Source organism: Pseudomonas sp. GW821-FHT01E10 (genome assembly GCF_059422365.1).
The window spans coordinates 57,931-78,003 of the sequence record NZ_JBWKWT010000006.1; the positions used below are offsets into that span (position 1 = coordinate 57,931).

General features: G+C 58.1%; 17 protein-coding genes and 1 pseudogene. 9 read left to right on the forward strand and 9 right to left on the reverse strand.

Translation table 11 applies throughout. The features are described 5' to 3' along the window. Nucleotides 1–342, reverse strand: coding sequence for a nuclear transport factor 2 family protein (locus AC07V0_RS13610; RefSeq protein WP_008010768.1), 342 nt, complete (start codon nt 340–342; stop codon nt 1–3). A gap of 52 nt (nt 343–394) precedes the next feature. Then, nucleotides 395–1,111: a helix-turn-helix transcriptional regulator gene (locus AC07V0_RS13615; RefSeq protein ID WP_019579228.1), complete on the reverse strand. Its 717-nt coding sequence runs from the start codon at nt 1,109–1,111 to the stop codon at nt 395–397. A gap of 141 nt (nt 1,112–1,252) precedes the next feature. On the opposite strand from AC07V0_RS13615, the pseudogene AC07V0_RS13620 reads away from it, so the two are divergent. Then, nucleotides 1,253–1,753 (forward strand): annotated as a pseudogene (locus tag AC07V0_RS13620) (solute carrier family 23 protein); the annotation flags it as partial. A 55-nt stretch (nt 1,754–1,808) separates the two neighbouring features. Continuing rightward, the gene (locus AC07V0_RS13625) at nt 1,809–2,282 is read left to right on the forward strand and encodes an LEA/WHy family protein (protein ID WP_064621286.1); all 474 of its coding nucleotides are present in this window, start codon (nt 1,809–1,811) and stop codon (nt 2,280–2,282) included. Nucleotides 2,283–2,290: 8 nt separating this feature from the next. Here AC07V0_RS13625 and AC07V0_RS13630 read toward each other — a convergent pair whose 3' ends face one another. Together AC07V0_RS13630 and AC07V0_RS13635 are read right to left on the reverse strand one after the other, a co-directional pair. Further along, a complete protein-coding gene (locus AC07V0_RS13630) occupies nt 2,291–3,853 on the reverse strand; it encodes an alkaline phosphatase D family protein (RefSeq protein ID WP_495019625.1) in 1,563 nt (520 codons plus the stop codon). Between the two features lie 68 nt (nt 3,854–3,921). Continuing rightward, on the reverse strand, nt 3,922–4,845 hold the full coding sequence (locus AC07V0_RS13635) for a carbon-nitrogen hydrolase family protein (protein WP_086946109.1): 924 nt from the start codon (nt 4,843–4,845) through the stop codon (nt 3,922–3,924). An 85-nt stretch (nt 4,846–4,930) separates the two neighbouring features. Between AC07V0_RS13635 and AC07V0_RS13640 the strand changes: the two genes are divergently transcribed. Then, nucleotides 4,931–5,851, forward strand: coding sequence for a LysR family transcriptional regulator (locus AC07V0_RS13640; RefSeq protein ID WP_495019626.1), 921 nt, complete (start codon nt 4,931–4,933; stop codon nt 5,849–5,851). Here AC07V0_RS13640 and AC07V0_RS13645 read toward each other — a convergent pair. Continuing rightward, the gene (locus AC07V0_RS13645) at nt 5,844–6,095 is read right to left on the reverse strand and encodes a hypothetical protein (RefSeq protein WP_007937833.1); all 252 of its coding nucleotides are present in this window, start codon (nt 6,093–6,095) and stop codon (nt 5,844–5,846) included. The two genes, AC07V0_RS13640 and AC07V0_RS13645, sit on opposite strands and share 8 nt — an antisense overlap. Before the next feature lie 166 nt (nt 6,096–6,261). Between AC07V0_RS13645 and AC07V0_RS13650 the strand changes: the two genes are divergently transcribed. After that, nucleotides 6,262–6,579 carry an ElaB/YgaM/YqjD family protein gene (locus AC07V0_RS13650; RefSeq protein ID WP_018926101.1) on the forward strand — a complete coding sequence of 106 codons (318 nt, stop codon included), beginning with the start codon at nt 6,262–6,264 and terminating at the stop codon, nt 6,577–6,579. A 23-nt stretch (nt 6,580–6,602) separates the two neighbouring features. Here AC07V0_RS13650 and AC07V0_RS13655 read toward each other — a convergent pair whose 3' ends face one another. Beyond that, on the reverse strand, nt 6,603–7,643 hold the full coding sequence (locus AC07V0_RS13655) for an Ldh family oxidoreductase (RefSeq protein WP_018926102.1): 1,041 nt from the start codon (nt 7,641–7,643) through the stop codon (nt 6,603–6,605). Nucleotides 7,644–7,872: 229 nt separating this feature from the next. On the opposite strand from AC07V0_RS13655, the gene AC07V0_RS13660 reads away from it, so the two are divergent. Then, entirely contained in the window at nt 7,873–12,735 is a 4,863-nt protein-coding gene (locus AC07V0_RS13660) for a dermonecrotic toxin domain-containing protein (protein WP_495019627.1), read from the forward strand. Nucleotides 12,736–12,866: 131 nt separating this feature from the next. Then, a complete protein-coding gene (locus AC07V0_RS13665; RefSeq protein ID WP_495019628.1) occupies nt 12,867–13,868 on the forward strand; it encodes a FecR family protein in 1,002 nt (333 codons plus the stop codon). Between the two features lie 56 nt (nt 13,869–13,924). Here the strand turns inward: AC07V0_RS13665 and pvdQ are convergent, their stop codons facing one another. Continuing rightward, on the reverse strand, nt 13,925–16,270 hold the full coding sequence (gene pvdQ / locus AC07V0_RS13670; protein ID WP_495019629.1) for a bifunctional acylase PvdQ: 2,346 nt from the start codon (nt 16,268–16,270) through the stop codon (nt 13,925–13,927). Nucleotides 16,271–16,505: 235 nt separating this feature from the next. Here pvdQ and AC07V0_RS13675 point away from each other — a divergent pair, with 235 nt between their 5' ends. Further along, nucleotides 16,506–16,907 carry a hypothetical protein gene (locus tag AC07V0_RS13675; RefSeq protein ID WP_018926106.1) on the forward strand — a complete coding sequence of 134 codons (402 nt, stop codon included), beginning with the start codon at nt 16,506–16,508 and terminating at the stop codon, nt 16,905–16,907. On the opposite strand, the gene AC07V0_RS13680 is transcribed toward AC07V0_RS13675, so the two are convergent. Both AC07V0_RS13680 and AC07V0_RS13685 read right to left on the reverse strand, forming a co-directional pair. Next, nucleotides 16,897–17,085, reverse strand: a complete 189-nt coding sequence (locus AC07V0_RS13680) for a hypothetical protein (protein ID WP_018926107.1) — start codon at nt 17,083–17,085, stop codon at nt 16,897–16,899. The genes AC07V0_RS13675 and AC07V0_RS13680 overlap by 11 nt on opposite strands. 101 nt (nt 17,086–17,186) lie before the next feature. Then, nucleotides 17,187–17,330 carry a hypothetical protein gene (locus AC07V0_RS13685; RefSeq protein ID WP_495019690.1) on the reverse strand — a complete coding sequence of 48 codons (144 nt, stop codon included), beginning with the start codon at nt 17,328–17,330 and terminating at the stop codon, nt 17,187–17,189. A gap of 348 nt (nt 17,331–17,678) precedes the next feature. Between AC07V0_RS13685 and AC07V0_RS13690 the strand changes: the two genes are divergently transcribed. Next, complete coding sequence (locus AC07V0_RS13690) at nt 17,679–18,920, forward strand: MFS transporter (RefSeq protein WP_495019630.1); 1,242 nt, start codon at nt 17,679–17,681, stop codon at nt 18,918–18,920. Between the two features lie 21 nt (nt 18,921–18,941). Beyond that, a complete protein-coding gene (locus AC07V0_RS13695) occupies nt 18,942–20,072 on the forward strand; it encodes a LuxE/PaaK family acyltransferase (RefSeq protein ID WP_495019631.1) in 1,131 nt (376 codons plus the stop codon). The last annotated feature ends 1 nt before the right edge of the window (nt 20,073 follow it).

Below are 20,073 nucleotides of genomic sequence, written 5' to 3' on the forward strand. Positions count from 1 at the left end.
TTACAGCGAGATGTCCAGCCGGGCGATCTTGCCCTGTTCATTGAGGCGGAACATATAGCGCAGTTCCAGCGGGCTGCCGGGAAAAGTGCCGGAGATCAGGTTGTGCACCAGCACTTTGCCAGTGCGCTGTTGAACGTCAAGCACCTCGACCCGCGGCTGATAACGTTGCGCAGTGTCTTGCATCCATTGGGCGATGGCTTGCGTGCCGACCTGATGCTGCCCCTCATCGAACACGTTGGCATCCTCAGCGAAAAAACTGGCGACCCTCGAGGTGTCGCGAGCATTGGCGGCAGCAATGTAGGCGGCAATGGCGGGGGCCAGTGAAGAGGCTGGATTGGACATGTTTACGGCTCCTTGTGAGTTGTTTCTGGAGCCATGCTAAAACAAGCCAGTGTCAGTTCTTGTCAGGAGTGAAACGCCCTGCTTCGTCCAGTTGCATCTGCTTGCGCCAGGTGCGCAACAGGTCGCTGCGCCGCCCCGGATAGCGTTCGCCCTGTTCACTGGCGGCCGAGATCCGGTCGGTGCGAAACGTGCGATAAGCACTGCGCAACTCACACCAGGCGACGATGATCCGCACCTCATTGAGAAACCCCAGGGCCAATGGCCAGATCAACCGTTGGCTGGGCACCTGGTTGGCGTCTGCGTAATCGATATGCAACTTGGCCTGATCGCGGATGGCCTGGCGAAACACATTCAACGGCACGGCGTTTTGCGGATAGCCATAACCCGGCGGCCCCGGCAACACCGTCGGGTTGCGCAAGGCGTCCTGGGCCGTCGGGTCGAGCACCGCGGCGATTTTCGCCAGGGCATCGGCCGCCGCTTTGCTCAACACCTCATCGCCCCGCTGATCCACGTAGCGCAAACCGAGCACGATGGCTTCGGTCTCATCGGCATTGAGCATCAAGGGCGGCAGAAACAGACCGCTGCGCAATACATAGCCGATCCCCGCCTCGCCAAAGATCGGCGCGCCGAGTGCGGTGAGTTCAGCAATGTCGCGGTACAGCGTGCGTTCGGAAATCTCCAGCTCGCTGGCCAATGTCGCGGCAGTCACCGGACGACTTTTGCCGCGTAGCACTTGTAACAAGGTCAGTAAACGAGTGGTACGCGACACGGTCGGCAGGCTCCTTGCTGGAAGTCGCCGGAGCTTAGCAGAGGCTGCTGTCAGAAAGTGACAGGAGCTATAGCCGATTTTGAAAAATTTCCCACTCTGTGGCGAGGGAGCTTGCTCCCGCTGAGCGGCGAAGCGGCCCCAAAATCGGTGATCCAACTCACTGGCGTGGCCAGCCGTTATGTGGCGTTTTTCATTGCCGGCCTGTTGGTGCTGCTGGGCTTGTTCCCGATGATCGGCGCGGTGCTGCAACTGATGCCAAAACCAGTGCTCGGTGGCGCCGAACTGGTGATGTTCAGCACCGTGGCGGTGGCCGGCGTCAAGATCCTCGCCGAGGCCGGCCTGCATCGGTGCAACATGCTGATCGTGGCGTTTTCCCTCGGCATGGGCCTGGGTGTCGCGGCGGTGCCTGAAGTATTGCGCGAGCTGCCGAAGGCGCTGCACAACATCTTCGAATCGCCGATCACTGTCGGTGCGTTGTGCGCTATCGTGCTGAATATCTTCCTGCCCGAAGAGTTCATCGAGCTGGAAGAAGACGAGTTCGACCCGGAAGCCTCGGTGCTTCAGGTGATGCAGAACCCGGATGTTGCGGCCAAGGGTGAACCCGCGTCACCTGTGGCTGTCGCACAGTTGAACCGTCCGTAATGCTCGAAGGCCGAGCTTTGAGCGGTTCGGCCTTTTCCTTTACGAGAATATGTTCATGCGCAGATTGCTGGCCCTGTCCCTATCCCTTCTATTGCTCTCACTGAGCGCCTGCGCCCTGTTCCCCAGTCGCGACCCGCTGCACATCAATGTGGTCGGTATCGAGCCGCTGCAAAGCCAGGAGCTGGAAGTGCGCTTCGCAGTAAAACTGCGCGTGCAAAACCCCAATGAAACCGCGATCGCCTATAACGGCGTGGCGCTGGACCTGGAAGTTAATGGCCAGCCGCTAGCTTCCGGCGTCAGCGATCAGTCGGGCTCGATCCCACGATTCTCCGAAGCAGTGATCGTGGTGCCGGTGAGCGTTTCGGCCTTCTCGGTGCTGCGTCAGACCCTCGGACTGAGTCAGACGCAGACACTGGACAATCTGCCTTACGTACTGCACGGCAAACTGGCCGGAGGGGCGTTCGGCACCATGCGTTTTGTCGATAGCGGCAAGCTCAGCCTGCCGGGCTCGATCTCTGGCACCTGGTAACGCCCCCGCTATGTAACGGGGTCGATCACCTGCGTCACACTATGCTTCAGACCTTCTACGTGCCAGTTGGCCCATAGTCGGGTCTTGCCGTTGCCGCCTTCATCCGGCTCGATCGCCAACCAGTTTCGAGCGGCGATCAGGTAACGACCCCTCGCGCCAACAGGCAACATGGTTCCGGTGATGCCGTAGTCGATCTGTTCCTGGTTCGCACCGATGGACTCCAGAAAGTGCACCGCCAACACTGGCGGCGCAGGATGCACGACGCCGGTGGAAATCAATTGGTAGATTTTCCCCGCGCCATCGCTGCCATGCCGGGGCAACTTCGATTCGATCACACAGGCCCCGGCCACATGAACGTCGCCAGACACCAGCGTGACCTTGCATGATTGGGCTTTGGCGAAATCCAGCAGCCGCATGATCAACCGCTTGCGTTCACTGCGGTGCGGCAGGCTTCGCCAGTGGTCGCGTAAATCGTCCTCGAGCTCCTGTTGCCCCACCATCACGTCCAGCGCCTTTTCGGCCGCCTGTAAATCAAGGTAGCCCACCGGAATACTCGACATCAGCAACAGGTGCTTGTGCGCAGGGACCTTGTCCAGCCAGGCATAAATCGCATCCCAACTGAGAGGCGAAATAACCCGGGTTTGTTGGGCCTGCGGGGTGGTCAAGTCCGGCGCGCGTTCGCTGCGTAGATCGGGAACCAGCAAGGCCAACTCGCCCAGGCCGGTGAACCCCAGGTGAAAGCCATCAGCAGTGCCTGGAATCGCGCAGGGATGGGTATCAGCGGACGGCTTGAGGTGAGGATGCGTCTGGATCAGTTGCTGCTGGAAAATCCTGAAATAGCGTTTGGCTGTGGCAAACAGCCCCTGGAACACCGGGCTTGAATGCAATATCTCATCGTAGGAGCCCCAGCCATCGATGATGTCATGGTCATCCCACATCATCACCGTCGGAATGGCGCCGAACACCTTGGCCATCTCGGGCTGTTTCCAGCATTCCAGGTAGAGCCTGGTGAAAAACTTGTCCAGATCGGCTTCGATCACCTTGGTGTAAGCGGCCTTTTGCCGATCGGCGAAGGGTTTGGCGAACCATGCTTTCATCGACGGCACACGGCTGCGCATGTCGTCGCTGTAAACCTGATCGCCGCCCATCAACAGCAGATGATAGGGCTCGCCCTGGTGAGCACCCCACATGTGCTCCCAACGCTCGTTGTTCCGGTCTACCTTCTCCATCTCCTTGGGGTCGGAGAAACCGTTGCACGACACATACGCAATGCGCGGCGACTGGCCCTTGGCCGGAACGACGAAGTTGGCCTGCGCACCGTCTACGGAAACCGTGTAACTGGTGGCAACGGCCTGATCCTGCGCCGCTTTGAAATCGATGCGCCAGACCCGGGAATTAGGGTTGAGCAGCGGGATATCGGCGATGGCCAAGGGTGTGTCGGCAGTCACATCCTTGGGCACTTTTACCGTGGGAGGTGGCTCGCCCAAGGGTGAAACCACCAGGGCAGACACGTTGTAGACATTATTATTGATGCCACGAAACTGCAGAATCGGGCCTAGTAACAAACTCATGGCGAGTCCATCCGTTGACGGGGGTGTGAACGCCTGGAGACTAGACGACAATCACACCCCCCGACGGATTATGTGTTGAACCGCACGCCCGGTTTGGCTCGCTCATCCACCGTCAACTCAAACACGTCCGGGCGCGCATAGTGCCCGACCACGTCGTAGTCGTACCGGGCGCGGATCAGGTCATCGGTGTCGATTTCGGCGGTCAGCAATCCCGCCTCGCCACGCAGCGGCCCGGCGAGAATGTCGCCCATCGGCCCGACAATCACGCTGCCGCCGGCAATCAACGGGCGCTCCGCCGGCCAGTTGGCGATGTCCACGCCCAAGGCTTGTGGCGAGTCCTGAACCTGACAGGCACTGACCACAAAGCAGCGTCCTTCATGGGCGATGTGACGCATGCTGACCTGCCACATCTCGCGCTCGTCCACAGTCGGCGCGCACCAGACCTCCACGCCCTTGGCGTACATCGCGGTGCGCAGCAACGGCATCATGTTTTCCCAGCACACCACCGCGCCGATCCGCCCGACCTGGCTGTCGATCACCGGCAAGGTCGAGCCATCGCCCTTGCCCCAGATCAGTCGCTCGGTGCCGGTGGGCATCAATTTGCGGTGCTTGGCAACCAGCCCTGCCTGCGGGTCGAAATACAGCGCGGTGCAGTACAAGGTGCTGCCGGCACGTTCGATCACACCGATCACCAGGTTGGCCCCGGTGCGGGCCGACAACCCGGCCAAGGCGTCGGTCTCGGTACCAGGCACGTCGATGGCATTGGCGAAATACCGGGCAAACGCTTCACGACCTTCCGGCAGTCGATAGCCGAGTTGCGTGCCGAAGCTCTCGCCTTTGGGGTAGCCACCGAGCAACGCCTCAGGCATGACCACCAACGCCGCGCCGGATTCGATAATGGCGGTTTCCCAGGAGAGGATTTGATCGAGGGTGTCGGCCTTGCCGCCGGGCAAGGCGCCGATTTGCAGGGCAGCAACGATTGACTTGGGCATTACGGTGGCTCCGTCAGGAATGAGGTGTTGCTCATTCTCCGGCGCCACAGGATCATGAATAAAGCCCGACTCACTGCTGAATGATATGAACCAAATGAATATCGCCACCGTCGATCTCAACTTGCTCAAAGTCTTCGAAGCGCTGCATGAGGAGTCCAGCGCCAGCCGTGCCGCGCTGCGTCTTGGCGTGACGCAGTCGGCGGTCAGCGCGGCATTGCGCCGGCTGCGCGAGGTGTATGGCGATCAATTGTTCGTGCGCACTGGCCGAGGTCTTGCGCCGACGCTCAAGGCCGACCAGTTGAAACCGGTTGTCAGTGATGCACTGAACAAATGCCGCCAGAGCCTGGCGATGGTTGACCCGGCGGCCCATCAATACGACGGACGCTCGGTAACCGTGGGTTTATCGGATGATTTCGAAATCGCCTACGGGCGACGATTGATCGAGGAAATCGCTCACCGTGCGCCGAAGCTGCGGCTGATCTTTCGCCAGACCCATAGCCAGATCGTCGCCCGGGCCTTGATGGAACGCAGCATCGATCTGGCGATCACCGCAGGCGGGTTTGCCGAGCGACTGCTGAGCCGCCAAGTGCTGGGTGAAGGGGGTTACCTGTGTCTGGTGGATCCCCTCAGCCTGGCCGAAGGACAACAGAGTCTCAGCCTTGATGAGTTCGTCGCCCGCGAGCACATTCTGGTGTCCTCGGGCGGTTTTATCGGGATTACCGATGAAGGCCTCGCCGCGTTGGGATTGAGTCGGCGGGTATGCGCGTCGACCACCCACTTTGCCGCGTTGCCGTATCTGCTCAAGGGCAGTCAGGCGGTGGCGACCATTCCGGCCCATGCGGCGCAAAGTATCGCCGCCCTCAGTGGACTGGCGTTGCTGCCCTGCCCTCTGGCGCTGCCGCGTTACCCGATCGAACTGGGCTGGCGCACCAGTGCGCAGCTCGATCCGGTGGTGTTGAAAGTGCGTGAAGCGATTGCCGCGATTTTTTCCGGGGCGTTTATTTAGCGGCCATCAAGCGATTGACTTCACTGCGCACCATGTTCGCGAATTCCGGCGGCGACATGCCGTCGAGTTCGGAGCGTACCCATTCCGCCCATTTGCCTTTGCGCTTGGCGCGCTCACCGAACAACCGCGCGGCTTCGCCCTTGGCTTTGCCCAGGTTGTTTTGCCAGAGTTCGAACAGACGGGATTTTTCATCTTCAAGCGCCGCGCGCTCGGCGAGGGGTTTGTCGGCCAGATTGAAGCTCATGGGGAATTACCTGCTGCGTAAAATAGGCGACATCTTACACTGTAGGAAGAAATGTCCTGCGCTGGATTTTTCGTCAGGGGTGAGTCACCGCGCAAAATGGCTGCAACTTTTGCCGCGGCGGCAGACTCCATTGCTCACTGTCCATTCACTGTAAGGAGTACACCAAATGGCTCGCAAAACCGTCGATCAAGTCGCCGATGATCAAATCAAGGATCAGGTCTTCAGCGAACTTCAGGCCCTGATCGAAGAGTCGGAAAAACTGCTGAAAAGCAGTGCCTCACTGGTCGGAGAAGAAGCGGACACCCTTCGCGGGCAAATCGCCCAGAAACTCCAGCAGGCCCGAAGCTCATTATCCAGTGTTCGTGACCGGACCCAACCCGCGGTCGACGCCACCGAAACCTACATTGGCGGCCATCCATGGCAAACCGTGGCCATCTCTGCGGGTTTCGGCCTGGTGGTTGGTCTGTTGTTGGGTCGGCGTTGAACCATTGATCTGTGAGAACGGGCTCAGGACCCGGCCAGTTCCCGCAGATTCGCCAGCGTTTGTGGATCGAGCGCAATGCCTTCAACATTGGCTTTGGCGCGTTGCAGGTGACGCCGATCCCCCGGTAAACGCTTGAGCCCCACACCATGCATCTGCCGGACCAGTTCCTGACTGCGTTCGGCAAAATTCTGCCCCGCCGATTTGCTCGGATCGATCACGATCAGCAGTTGCCCGGTCCAGGGGGTTTTGGCCCCCGGATGGTTCGACCAGTCGAACTCGAAAGAAAAGTTGCCACCGGTCAACGCCGCCGCCAACAACTCCACCATCATCGACAGCGCCGAGCCCTTGTGCCCGCCAAACGGCAGCAGCGCGCCACCTTCGAGAATGGCTTTCGGGTCCTGAGTCGGCTGGCCGAGGCTGTCCACACCCATGCCCGCTGGCAAGCGTTCGCCTTTACGCGCGGCGATCTGCACATCGCCATGGGCGATGGCGCTGGTCGCCAAGTCGAAGACTATCGGCGCACCGCCGGCCCTGGGCGCGGCGAAGGCAATCGGGTTGGTCCCGAACAGCGGACGATCGGCACCGTGCGGCACCACGCAGGTCATGCTGTTGACCACGCTCAGCGCTACCAATCCTTCATCGGCAAACGGCTCGACGTCCGGCCACAAGGCGGCGAAGTGATGGGAATTGCGGATCGCCAACACCGCAATGCCGGCGCTGCGGGCTTTTTCCACCAGCAAGGGCCGCGCCGCCGCGAGGGCCGGTTGGGCAAATCCATTGCCGGCGTCAACCCGGACAAAACCCGAGGCCACGTCCTCGACCACCGGCACGGCCTGGCCATTGACCCAGCCACTCTGCAACGTCGACACATAACCGGGAATACGGAAAACGCCGTGACTGTGAGCCCCGTCACGTTCGGCGCTGGCGCAGTTGAGGGCCAGGGTTCTGGCGACATCGGCCGAGGTGCCATGGCGCAGGAAAATCTGTTCGAGCAATTGAACGAGCGCGTCGAAGTCGAGGTTCTGTGTGTTCGAGTTGACGGCCATTTCAGGCGATGCGGTCATCTGAAGCTCCGGTTTTATTATTGGGTATGGGCAACAGGTCAAGCGAGGTTGCAGGACAACCGAAAAAAGTCGTCGATTAAGCGCTGTTTTACCGGCGTCCTGTCAAGCCTGCGACAAAGGATAAGCTCAAGCAATATGTACCGCACCCGGGCTTTCCATTGGCCCTACTGTTTTCCCTCGAGCCAACGACCTGCGATCGCCATCGATCGCAGCCCATCGAGGAAAAATCATGACTGCTCCAGCACTGCCGTATTTTTTCGACGAGGCAGAACGTGCATCCAATGCCAAACACCCCGGTGATCGCGAGAAAGCGCTGCATCTCACTCTCGACGATTTGAAATGGTTGAGGGGTGGTGTCTATCTCGCCACCCACGAGATTCGCGCAGCCCAAAAGACTCCGATGCAGATAGATCGGCTGATGTTGAAGATGCCCGATGGGACTGATATTCCATTGGCCGGTGCGTTTTGCATGAGTCACCCCAAAGTCGAGGACGATGTCAAAAACGAACACAAGGCCAACGGCGAAGTCATCCTCTACACACCGTGGAAAGGTCTCGTCAAATACGCGGACATGACCGACCTCACCAAGAAACTCGAGGAACTGCTGAGCCAGGACGACGGCAAGCAGGCGCTGTTGCGCTATCTCTCCATCGAACAGCGGGCGACTGCATTGGCTGCCACGGGTTTTACAGTGACGCCGCAAAAAATCGAGGGGGCGGGGTTTCAGGACCAGGAGCAGATCCTCGACCGCAACCAGACGCAGAACATCCAGACGATGCTGGCTGAACTGGTGAAAATTCCGTCGCTGCAATCGATGCTGGACGAGCTGCTCAACATCGCCCTGGCCAAGCGTTTTCCCAAACTGGACCAGCGCCATACGCAACTGGATAGTTTTATCGACAGCGCATCTCCCTCCTCCAATACCGACAACCCGGAAAACCGGCGCAAGCTTTCTTCGCTGTCTTTGAGCGATGCCCTGCTGCACTTCTACCTGACCAATCAATGGCCGGATGGCGACATCAGGACCTTCTCCAACCCCGGCCACGGTGTGAGCAGCGACGCTGATAACCAGGCCTGGGAACTCGAGGTAAAAGAGATCGCGCAAAGCTTCACGCCCCATCTGCAGAGTCTGCTCGAAACCTTCTGGAATTCTCCCATGAGCAGCGGGCAGTCCCGTTCCGAATTTTTCGCCGAGGGCATGCGGGATGCCTACCATGTGGATCTTCTGCGAAAACGTCAGCAAGGTATTTTGAACACCACTGAATATCTGGAGTTGATGAGCGTCAGCGGCGCCGCGCCTGCGCCAGCCCTGCCGTTACGGGTCGAGACCGTACGTGTCAGCGCCCTCTACAAACATTACGTAGAGCTCGCATCCACCTTTATGTGCGGTAACTCAGACACCTTGGGCTACCTGTACACCCACTCCTCAGGCATCCAGGCCAGTACCGATCTTGCAGCGATAAAAGACACGATACTGACCATGCTCAAAAGTGAAGGTCACGAGGACAATCTGCTTAATTTCATGTCCCTCGAGGAACGCGGCACCTTCCTGTCGCTTGAGCCACAGGAGCGCCTGATCATTGCTGAACCGATTAGTGGCCAAGTGTTTGAGCGACTCATGGAAGATGTCCGGGCCAAGCAATGGCAGAACCTGACCTACGCCCTGAGCCGGTACCGGGAAAGCGAGGGCACGCTCAATGTGCATGCGTTGCTCGACAATGCGCTGGATGTACGGGGCCTAATCGACAATCGCCTATTGACCGGCGATGCAAACGGCCGCTGGAGCACCCGGGCCGATCAGCGATGGAGTGCCCGACCGGCCACCGTGCGGGCAGAGTCGGCAAAAGAACAATTGGAAAGTCTCTCCACCGTCAAGCAGGCACTCGAGCAACAGCTGGATAAACACCCGTCCATTTCGGTTAAAACGTTAGCGGCGGCACAAACCCTCACCCGTTCGTCCCTTGAGCAACTGCAACCCAAGTTTGTGCATACCCTGACCACCGCATTGCGTAGCGAGCACAAGCTGCTGGGTGTCATCCGCGCGCTTGGGACGACGGAACTGGCGATGATCAAGACGGTGCTTGAGACGCCGGTCCGGCTGCAACGCGCAGCGCTGAACGGGTTTCTGCCGGATGTCTTTTCCCTTGCGCTGAAGGCCGGCGACTCCAGTGACTTGCTCGATCTCGCCAGTTGTTTTGTACTCACCGAACGCGGCGGCCTGGACCCGACCCACTCCGGCAAGGCGATTTTATGGACCCCCGCCTCGGGATTCGAAGCCTTTTCCGCCCTCACACCGCTGCTGACAGCGTTCAATAAACGTTTGCAGAGCGAGGACGATCGCCCAGCGATTCTGGAGAATATCGAAAGAAGCCAGCGAACATCAGGGCGCACCTTTACCCTCGCGCCATTACAGCTGATTCATGAGAATTTTCTGGATCACGTACAAAAACCATTTGTTCGGCTGGATCAACTGTCCGTCGAACGCGCATTGGCCTCCCCCCTGACCGAACCGGTCCTGAAGAATCTACTGAGCCTGGTGGCATTGCATAAACCGATGACGGGGCTGCGTCGGGCAACAGATCTCGCGCGCTCTCTGACGACACAACAAAAGCTTCCGGCATGGTTGGCCAAAGCGTCCATACAGGATCAGAGACTGCATGCAGAACTGCTTCAGCAATACCGGAGCAATGCCCAGGACGATAAGGATTACCTGAGCGGTGTGCGCTCTCTTGAACGCACGGCACAGTTCGAGTTGAAAGAGTTACTCAAGGCCGATGAATTGACCATTGATCCGGACAACGTCCAGGTGCAGGTTGCCTCGCGCCTGATGTCCACGGCAAAGACGTTAACGCTGTCGGCTTTTGCATTGACTCACTTTGATGAACTGGACAGTGCCGACTTCAAGTTGAAGTCACTCACCTCAGCCGCCATCCCTGCCAAAATGGACAAGCCTTACATCAAGAGCCTGATACGAAAGCTGAATGTCGGTCAGTTCCACAAAAAATTTGTGGAGGCGGCGCTTGCCGAAACCAGCACCACTGCGAAATCCTGCAGGCAGCTGTTCGCCGCACAATTGCCCTGGCAACTGCTGCACTACGCGCATTCGCTAAAACTGCAGGAACGCCTGAGCGAAACCGGGTTCGACCTCGTTCGGCAGGTCATGGACATGCCCGATGCAATCGCCCGCGAGGCCGTCAGCGGTACGAATGCGATAATCCGTCCACTTGAGCTTCTCTTCGGTAAAGACCAGTCGATCAAAGTCCCGGGAATGTATTTGATCGGCCCCAAACAGAACACCCCGGGACCCGAGGTGCTTATCGCGCCCTATAGCCCTGAGCATGGCGTGAAGGAATATGAAAACGAAAAGCTGTTGCTGACCGAGCTCAAGTCACAAGGGCCATTACAAAGTTGGGTGCGCAACAGGCTGTCGGACACCGGCCGCACGCATTACGACACCCATGTGACGGGTACGAAAGCGTCCGGCAAGATCAGTCTGGCCTCCAACCCCATCAAGGGCCATCTGTTCAGGCACCTGTTCAACGAAAATATCAAACTCCTCGCGCGACTGTTGGGCACCCAGTCCAACAAAGACGCTCAGGGCGAGTGGGAAACCGTAAAACGTGTACTGGGTGACGATCTGGAACAGGCCTATACGTTCCTGATGGGCAAACTGGCCTACCCGATTGTCGTGTGGCGCAGCTATCGTGAGGTCAAGCAGTATGCGGAGGAGCTTCAACAACACAAATGGGGCCCGGCGATAACATCCTTTATCAGCGGCATCACGCAACTGGCGATGTTGCGCCAGTCAATGGAAGGCCCGGCAGAGCCCTCTGCAGCGGCCAGCGAGGCTTCCCCCTCCCCAGCCAGTGCCAGCCTTAAATGGCAGGACATCGCCACTACCGATCCCGCACGCACCGGTTTGCAGAACCACGAGCACGTTGATGTCAACCTTGGCTCAATGACCCGGGACACCGCCCTTGGGCTCTACACGCACCCGACCACACAGAAAAAATACGGTGCGGTTGAAGGAAAGGTCTATCAACTCGAAAAACGTGGCCTGCGCTGGCGCATCAGCGGTCCGGACGGAAGCGGCCCCCATGTTGCTCGAAACGCTTCAAAGCAGTGGGTGCGGGAACCGGATGAGCTGGTTCGTCAGTACAGCCTGATCAAGAGGTTGAAAACGTGGAACGCTGTCCGTGGCGGGATGAACGTCGAAGCCAACGGAATGGCTCAAATACGCCGGCTCTTCCCTGTGCGGGCGCGGCTGATCGACGAAGGCCTTGACTTCGCAACCACCTATGCGTGGAACGGTTTTCGTAACTTGCAACTGTTGAAAAATTCAGGCGACACAGAGACACCGGTTCATCAGCTCGTCAGGAGGTTTCTTGATGTGTCGGAGATATCGCCCGAGCATGTGACGATGATCCAGAAGGTCGTAGAGGACATCCTCGGTGCCTTGTTGGATCCGACCCTCAGGAACGAGCAGTCGGAACGCTTCGTCACCGGGAGAGCTCATCCCGGTGACCGGGACCATATGTTTGCCTTCACGATCCCTACCGATCAACAGAAAAAAATCTACCTGGCAGAGAAGTATTTTATGCCTTACATGGATCACTACCGTAATTACATGACCGATGCCGCGTTCCCGATCCGTGCCCACGCCCGCGCAACGACGTTGATCCACGAGCTGTCGCATGTGATTTGTGACACGGAGGATATAGCTTATATGGATGCAAGCAGACCGTTTGTCGACCTGATTGATACCACTACGCCCCGTGGCAACCATTTGAGCAAGGCGCTGGCACAGCTTCAGAAGGAAGCACTTTCAATCCATACCCCCTTATCCGAACTGTTCGCCGTTTTGAATGACGATACAAATGTATGGGAAGATTTTGGTCAAACCTTCTACGAGGAAACCAACCGTACACGTGACCGGATTTTGAGTTTGACCGGAAAAAAAAACCTGGCCGAAGCCCGCACGCATTTCAAAAAGGATGCGACGACAAGACTGGCTGTCCAGCTGGCCAATGCTGACTCTGTCGCTTGGCTTATCTCTCATTTGGGACGTCAACTTCACGTCGACACCCCCTGAAACGCGGTCACCAGGCACTGGCGCAATGTCAGTGCCCTGAAAATAACTTCGACTTTGATGGGGAAATGCCATGACGATTGTTCTCGCAGGCTTCCCCTCAAGGTTAGAATGCAGGAAATCAGGATGAGTCAATGACCGACCACTCTCTCTCGCAAGCCCAATACGACGCCATCACCGATGCCGCTGCGCACTGGTGCATGCGTCTGCACGCCAGCGACTGCACGGCAGAGGAACGCCTGGCGTTCGAGCAATGGCGTGATGCCCATCCGCTGCACGCCTTCGAGTACGAAGCCATGCTGGATATCTGGGATGTTGCGGGGGATTTGCCTCGTCCCGAATCCGCTGCGCCGGTTGTTCGGGTCAAACCGACAACACCCTGGCGCACTTTCGGCATCGCAGCCGCGATCTGCGCCCTGGCGCTGCCACTGGCCGCGTATACCGGATGGAACCTGGGGTGGCTGCCCAATGCATACCAGCATTTCGAGGCGACCGATAATGTTCGTCAGGTCACGCTGGGTGACGGCAGCCAGGTGGAGCTGAACCTGGGCAGTGAACTGACGTTCAGCAATTACAAGGATCAACGTCGTGTCACGCTGAAAAAAGGCGAAGCCTTCTTCAGCGTCAGCCACGACCTGCAGCACCCGTTCATTGTCAGGGCGGGCGACGGCAGGATTCGCGTCACCGGCACCCAATTCAATGTCTGGATGTATGAAGACCAGGTACGCGTGAACCTGATCGAGGGTTCCGTGCTGGTGACCAGCAACGATGCCCTGCCCGGCGACGGTCTACGCCTGGAACCTGCGATGCAGGCACGTTACAGGCACGGCGACTTCACGCCACAAATCAGCCAGACCTATGCCAACGACCAGTCGCTGGCCTGGCGCAGCGGCAAACTGGTGCTTGATAATCTGGCGCTGACCGATGCCCTGCCCTTGATCAATCGTTATCTGAACAAACCGGTGATGCTCGCGGACCACAGCGCTGGTTCGATTCGCCTCGGCGGTATCTACAACATCAAAGAGCTCAATAACCTGGTGGCTTCGCTGCCCAAGGTGCTGCCGGTCTACCTGACCCGCAACCAGGACGGCAATCCGGTCCTCAACTCAATGCCTCAACAAGCCCCAAAAAGCTGAAGGCCGCGACCCTTGCGGGGTACGGCCTTCACCTTTTCATTTGAAAGCTATCGCTGTTACTGCGCGGCGACCTTCCCCACCTTTTCATCCTGCTCGCGGATCGTCTGAGCCTGGTACTGCGGATCAGCCGTGATCTGCTGCTCGGTGAACGGCAACACACTCAACTGTTTCTTCGAAAAGGCCTGTGTCTGGTCCCGGGAATACTTCGACGCCGGGTCACTGGACAACGAAAACGCCAGCAAACCCTGAGCCTGCGGCCCCTTGTCATCGAACGTCACCACCTGCAAATAGCTGGTGCCACTGACGACTTCACGTTTGCCGTCGGTTCTCGGCACGCTTTGAATGGCGTTATACACCCCCAGCGTGCCCGGCCCGCCGTGGATCGGCGTTTGCTGCCCGCCACTGCTGGCCACCTGAATATCGCCCCAGCGGCTGTCGGCCTTCAGGCCAAGGGTCTCGACCTTTTCTACCGAAGCCAGCATCGCCGCCCGAACCGCTTTGGCGACTTCCGGCCGTTCGGTGGCCAGGCCACTCGGGGTGTGTTGCGGATCCTTCGTATCGAACGCCACACGCCAGAAGTCAGGGGTTTGCTGCAACGCCAGCATGACGTTCTGAAAATGCAAAAAGCCCAGCCCACTGTCCAGATTCACTCGGTGATCCCAAGCCTTGAGACTGGCACACAAGGGCGTCAGCGTCGGCGCATCGGTGCCGAGGTCCGCGGCACAGAATTGCAGCAGGTCTGGCATCACCAGGGCCGCCTGATACACTTGATCGTCCATCACCATGTGTTGCAGATCCGCCGCCGCGATAGGACCCGCCTTGTTTAAAAAGCTCAGGCGCTCCAGGGCGAAGCGCGAACGCAGCCCCAATGGCTGGCTGTCCTGACTGATCAATGGCGAGAAACCGGTGAGCGGTTGTGCCGGGTTGGCCATCCAGGCCGAATCGTTGGAATGCTGCACAAAATCCTTGCGCAACAGTTGCGGCAATTTGTCTGCGGCATAAATGCCTTTTTGCGCGGCGTGCGGGTCGACGTCCCAGGCACAAGCACTGTTGGAGCCGTCGAGCAGGATCATCTGTAACCCCGCACGCGGATCGCTGCATTTGGCCAACTTGTCAGCGCTGACGCTCGGCACCACTGACAGGTTCATGTAAAGCGTCTGGCCCTGATCGTCCACCGCCAGGGTATTGACCCACGGGATCCCCTGAATCTTGTGCACCGAGGCCTGTAAATCCTTGAGGCTGACGGCACGGTTCATCGCGTACCACTGCTGCAAGACCCGGTCGTTATCCAGATTGGCATCACGCAGGCTGTAGGCAAACTGATTGTTCCAGTCCAGTTTTCCAGGCCATTGCACAATCGGCCCGAACGCCGAGCTATAGACCACATGGGAAATCTGCCGGGTCTGGCCATCGGGTTGCTTCACGCTGACTGTCAGCGTCTGCTTTTTCATTGGCAAAGACTTGCCATCGAGCAGGTAGCGGGTCGGCTCCTTCGGATCGAGTTGCAGGCGATACAAGGTGAAGTGCTTGGACGAGTCCACGGTGTGGGTCCATGCCAGATGCTGGTTGAACCCGATGTTGATCATCGGCAGACCGGGCAACGCGGCGCCCATCACATCCAGTTTGCCGGGAATGGTCAGGTGCATCTGATAAAAACGCATCCCGCCCACCCAAGGGAAGTGCGGATTGGCCAGCAGCATTCCGCGACCGTTGAACGAACGCTCACTGCCAACCGCCACGGCGTTGCTGCCTCGATCCAGAGCGAAGCGTTGCATGCGTGAAGTCGCCAACTGGAACGACGCCGGGTCGCCTGCCGCATGAGCGACGGCTTTAGGCGGAGTCGCGCCGGCCAGTGCTTCGGCAAACTGGCCCACGCCGCCTTCGACCAACAATCGACGAGTCAACTTGACCAGGTCCTGGGCGGTAATTGCGCGCACCCATTCGCCCTGGCATTGCTGCGGTAAACCCTGCGCTCGACGCTCTGTCAGCGAACGGTTGTAACCCGCCACATAGCCTTCAATGAGCTCACGGACTTCCGGAGTTTGCGCCTGCCAGAAACCGGCGACAGCCTCGGGGGTGTTCAGCCAGTTGAAAAACAGATCGCTGGCCAGGTTACCGCGCTCCTCGAGCGTCACCTGCTCCGGGCCAAAATACTGCGAACGCTCGCCATTGACGGTGACGATCTCATTGGCCAGCAAGCACAAGTTGTCTTGGGCGTAGGCATAACCAATGCCATAGCCGAGCCCGCGCTCGTTTTCGGCGCGGATATGCGGTACGCCGAAACTGGTTCGACGGATGTCGGCCGTCGCCTGCTCTGGCTGACTGCGCGCGTTTGCCCCAAGGCTCAGCCCCAGAAACACACCCGCCAGGCTCAACCTGGTTAACTGCCTGGAAATAATCACGCTCGCTCCTGATCGAAAAGACGTATGACACGCAATGCGCCTTCCAGAAAAACGAAGCGAACACCAAAAAAATTAGGTCTTCGAGGGCATCCCCAAATGCCCTTCTCACAGAGCGCTGACGTCGCGGCGACAAATTTTCTACATGCAGGTCTTCATTATTTCCCGGCTCGTTCGTCTTATTGATCAAGAGCACCCATCACATTTTCATGATCAGGCTCTGGAAAGGAGTTTTTGCATGTACAACCCGCAACTGCCAACGGATGGTAGCCATGCATCAAAGGGCAGCGCCATGAGCTCCGGTGCTTGCAATCAACAGACCGAACGCCAGGGCAACGAACGGATCAGGTTTTTGCTCAAGTGCTTTGGCCTGCGGACCAGCCTGATTCGCCTGAAAGTCATCGACGCCTTGCTAAGCGCCGCCGAAGGCGACCGCAGCCTGGGTGTGCGCGGTGTGCACAGTCATTTGCTGGACCTGGACATTCCCCTGTCCTTTCTCAGTGTCCGCGAAGTGTTGAAACGCCTGTGCAGTGAAGGCGTTATCACGCTCAATCCAGACAAAAGCTACAGCCTGCATCCACAGGCTGTCGCCGTCCTTCATGGCGAGCAATCAGGCCAGCAGGCGTCGCTCAAGGCTTGACCTTGCGACGCATCACGCCATTGATCACCACCACGACCACCGCCACGCCAATGGCGATGTACTGGAACAGCTTCTCGCTGATGAACCCTGCGTTCTGCAGCCAGGAAAGGCCGAACATGATCCCCAGTACCACCAGGGAAATCAGAATCGAGTATTTCAAACGTTGCGACTGGGTCATTACGGGTTCCTGAACCAAAAAAATGTATCCGGTTTGTATCCGATTGCATACCAAACCCCTACAGTTCTGCGCGAATGCGGGGCTGCAAACGGGGTCTCATGTTACAGCCGATGAAGAGTTTTGGCTTCATTGCGGCGATAACCATGAGGATTTTTAAAATGTTCCGTCGAATCACAAAGCTGATTCCACTGCTCGCCCTCCTGACCCTGAGTGGCTGCATCATTTTTCCTAATAACGGCTGGCATGGCGGCCACCATTACGACCGTGACGGACACGGCTACTATCAGCGTCGATAACGTTAAACTGCTTTCTTGACCAGTGAATAACTTACCATTCACTCACAAGACGAAGAAATCACCCTACAAGTCGCGTACAAATGCCTGCTCTATAGCGGGCATTTTTGTGTAGGACTATTCTTATTTCGCTGTAATTTTATTTACAAAACACCACTCCTCTTTCCCCTGAACTTCCAGCCAGACACATAACGAAAAGTATTGAAACTCTTAGCCTCACATAAGCACATGTAATTATTCATGAGCCATGGTTACTCTTGCTCTGCTGCCTTATCCAACTCCAGCACCAACGGGAACGCCATGCGCAAACCTTTGATAGATATAAGTCCGCCTCGATTATTCGGTTTTTGTCTTGCAATCACTCTTTTCGAACTGCTGACTTATATGGCCAGCGATATGATTATGCCGGCCATGTTGACCGTCACCCATCAACTGGATGCCAGTACGAGTCACGTTCCATATGCCTTCAACCTTTACTTGATTGGCGGCGTTCTTCTGCAGTGGCTTATCGGACCATTGTCCGATCACTTCGGTCGTCGCAGGCTGTTGCTCATCGGTTGTGCGGTGTTCGCCCTGGCCTGTGCCGTGGCGTTCTACGTGCAGAGCATTCTTGCCTTCAACGGCTTGCGCCTGATTCAGGGCATCGGATTGGGATTTGTCATTGCAGTCAGTTATCCAGCCCTGCAAGAAGTCTTCTGCGAAGCCGACGCGGTAAAAATCATGGCGTTGCTGGGGAACGTTGCGCTGCTCTCCCCGCTGCTCGGCCCCCTGCTCGGCAGCCTGGCGCTGGAATGGCTTTCCTGGCGGGAGCTGTTTTTAGTGTTGGGTGTCGGCGGCGCGACGGTCTGGCTCGGGCTTTACCTGTTCATGCCGGAAACCGTGGGCACCGCGCGCCAGGACGGTCAACAATTGGCCGCAGTGCCCTTTGAATGGAACGGCACCGTGCGCCGATACGCCGCGTTGCTCACCAACACACAATTCCTGAGCGCTACCGTCGCCCTGGGACTAATGAGCCTGCCGTTGATTGCCTGGATCGGCTTGGCGCCAATCTTGCTGATCCAGAGCCAGGGACTTCCTCCTCTGCAGTATGGCCTGTGGCAAATCCCGGTATTTGCGGCCGTCATTCTCGGCAATCTGATACTCAACCGATTGATTGCCAACACTGAACTGCCCCAACTGATTCGATATGCGCTCTGGCCATTTTGCGGCGGGCTCATTGCATTGATCACCATAACGTTCACCGGTGCTTCAACGGTGCTGTTGGTCAGTTGCCTATCGCTTTACGCCATCGGTCTCGGCATGAGCAATGCCGCGCTGTACCGGCTCGCCCTGTTCTCCAGCGACGACAGCAAAGGCCTGGTCTCGGCCATGATCGGCATGATCTCCATTGCCGTCATGGGTGGCGGCGGCTCAATTATCGCCGCACTGGGTGCCGGTGACAGCCTTGAAGCCTTCGCCCTGATGGCCGGCCTCACGGGACTCTTATGCCTGGCGCCCTTACGACTGTTTCTGCGTCGCTCTCATATCACGCTTGCCGTCTGATACCACCCCATAGGTCTTTTGATGATCCATCTACCCCACGCCGATGCGCTTTGCGCGTTAACGCAACCCTATTGCCTGGAATCCATGCCAGAAGGTCTGTTCGATCAGGCAATGGGTGAAATCAGCCTGTTTCATTGTCATCACACGCCCGGATATGAACGCTGGCTGAACGCCAATGGCCTTGATGCCCGCACTCTCGAGACGCTGGATGACTGGTCAAGGTTGCCGCCGATTTTCGCCAATTACTTCAAACGTCATCTGCTGATCAGTCCCACAGGCGAAGGCGCGCTGGAGATGACCTCATCCGGCACCAGCGGTCAGAAGAGTCGCATGCGCTACGACCATCGCAGCACGGTCGCCGCCCAAGGCATGGTGAGCCACATTTTCCGGCACTACGGCTGGGACACCCCGGACAGCCCCTGCAATTATTTGCTTCTGAGCTACGAACCCGAGGCGGTCATTACCCTGGGCACGGCCTATACCGATCAATTTCTGTGTAGCTATGCCCCCGTCAACCGAGCCGCTTACGGCTTGCGCCTGACCGGCAAAGGCCACGAGTTCGACCTCTTCGGTGTCATTCGCGCCCTGCAGGAGTTTGCCGAGGAAGGATTGCCCGTTCGCATTCTCGGTTTTCCGGCGTTCCTTTCCCATGCACTGCAGCACATGGAGGACACAGGCGTGGCCGACTTGCAGTTGCCTGCCCAGTCACTGGTGTTGCTGGGGGGCGGCTGGAAAACCCAGGCGGCACAGGAGATTCCCCTGCATCAGTTGTATGCCCGCATCAACCGGCAATTGGGTATCGACCTGTCCCGCTGCCGGGACGGCTACGGCGCCGTAGAGCATGCCGTGCCCTATATCCAGTGTGCCCACCATCATTTTCATGTACCGATTTACTCGAAGGTTTTCGTGCGCAACCCATCCGATTTCACTGTCCAGCCCTACGGCCAGCGCGGTTTGCTGGAATTCGTCTCCCCCTACATTTCCTCAAGCCCTGCTCATGCTGTGGTCATGGGCGATCTGGCAACGTTGCACCCCGGCGCCAGTTGCGGATGCGGCCTGACGACCGATTGGTTCGAACTGCATGGACGTGCCGGCACCAGCGCCAGTCGTAGCTGTGCCATGGCCGCTTCAGAACTGATCGGGGGAGCTTGAT

Coding starts and splice junctions, on each gene's coding strand:
- AC07V0_RS13640 (WP_495019626.1), top strand. CDS start 4,931: ATGAACCAAATGAATATCGCCACCGTCGATCTCAACTTGCTCAAAGTC.
- AC07V0_RS13685 (WP_495019690.1), bottom strand. CDS start 17,330: ATGCCAGCCGTTATTAGGAAAAATGATGCAGCCACTCAGGGTCAGGAG.
- AC07V0_RS13630 (WP_495019625.1), bottom strand. CDS start 3,853: ATGAGTTTGTTACTAGGCCCGATTCTGCAGTTTCGTGGCATCAATAAT.
- AC07V0_RS13675 (WP_018926106.1), top strand. CDS start 16,506: ATGTACAACCCGCAACTGCCAACGGATGGTAGCCATGCATCAAAGGGC.
- AC07V0_RS13695 (WP_495019631.1), top strand. CDS start 18,942: ATGATCCATCTACCCCACGCCGATGCGCTTTGCGCGTTAACGCAACCC.
- AC07V0_RS13660 (WP_495019627.1), top strand. CDS start 7,873: ATGACTGCTCCAGCACTGCCGTATTTTTTCGACGAGGCAGAACGTGCA.
- AC07V0_RS13650 (WP_018926101.1), top strand. CDS start 6,262: ATGGCTCGCAAAACCGTCGATCAAGTCGCCGATGATCAAATCAAGGAT.
- AC07V0_RS13610 (WP_008010768.1), bottom strand. CDS start 342: ATGTCCAATCCAGCCTCTTCACTGGCCCCCGCCATTGCCGCCTACATT.
- AC07V0_RS13690 (WP_495019630.1), top strand. CDS start 17,679: ATGCGCAAACCTTTGATAGATATAAGTCCGCCTCGATTATTCGGTTTT.
- AC07V0_RS13645 (WP_007937833.1), bottom strand. CDS start 6,095: ATGAGCTTCAATCTGGCCGACAAACCCCTCGCCGAGCGCGCGGCGCTT.
- AC07V0_RS13680 (WP_018926107.1), bottom strand. CDS start 17,085: ATGACCCAGTCGCAACGTTTGAAATACTCGATTCTGATTTCCCTGGTG.
- AC07V0_RS13655 (WP_018926102.1), bottom strand. CDS start 7,643: ATGACCGCATCGCCTGAAATGGCCGTCAACTCGAACACACAGAACCTC.
- AC07V0_RS13635 (WP_086946109.1), bottom strand. CDS start 4,845: ATGCCCAAGTCAATCGTTGCTGCCCTGCAAATCGGCGCCTTGCCCGGC.
- AC07V0_RS13665 (WP_495019628.1), top strand. CDS start 12,867: ATGACCGACCACTCTCTCTCGCAAGCCCAATACGACGCCATCACCGAT.
- AC07V0_RS13625 (WP_064621286.1), top strand. CDS start 1,809: ATGCGCAGATTGCTGGCCCTGTCCCTATCCCTTCTATTGCTCTCACTG.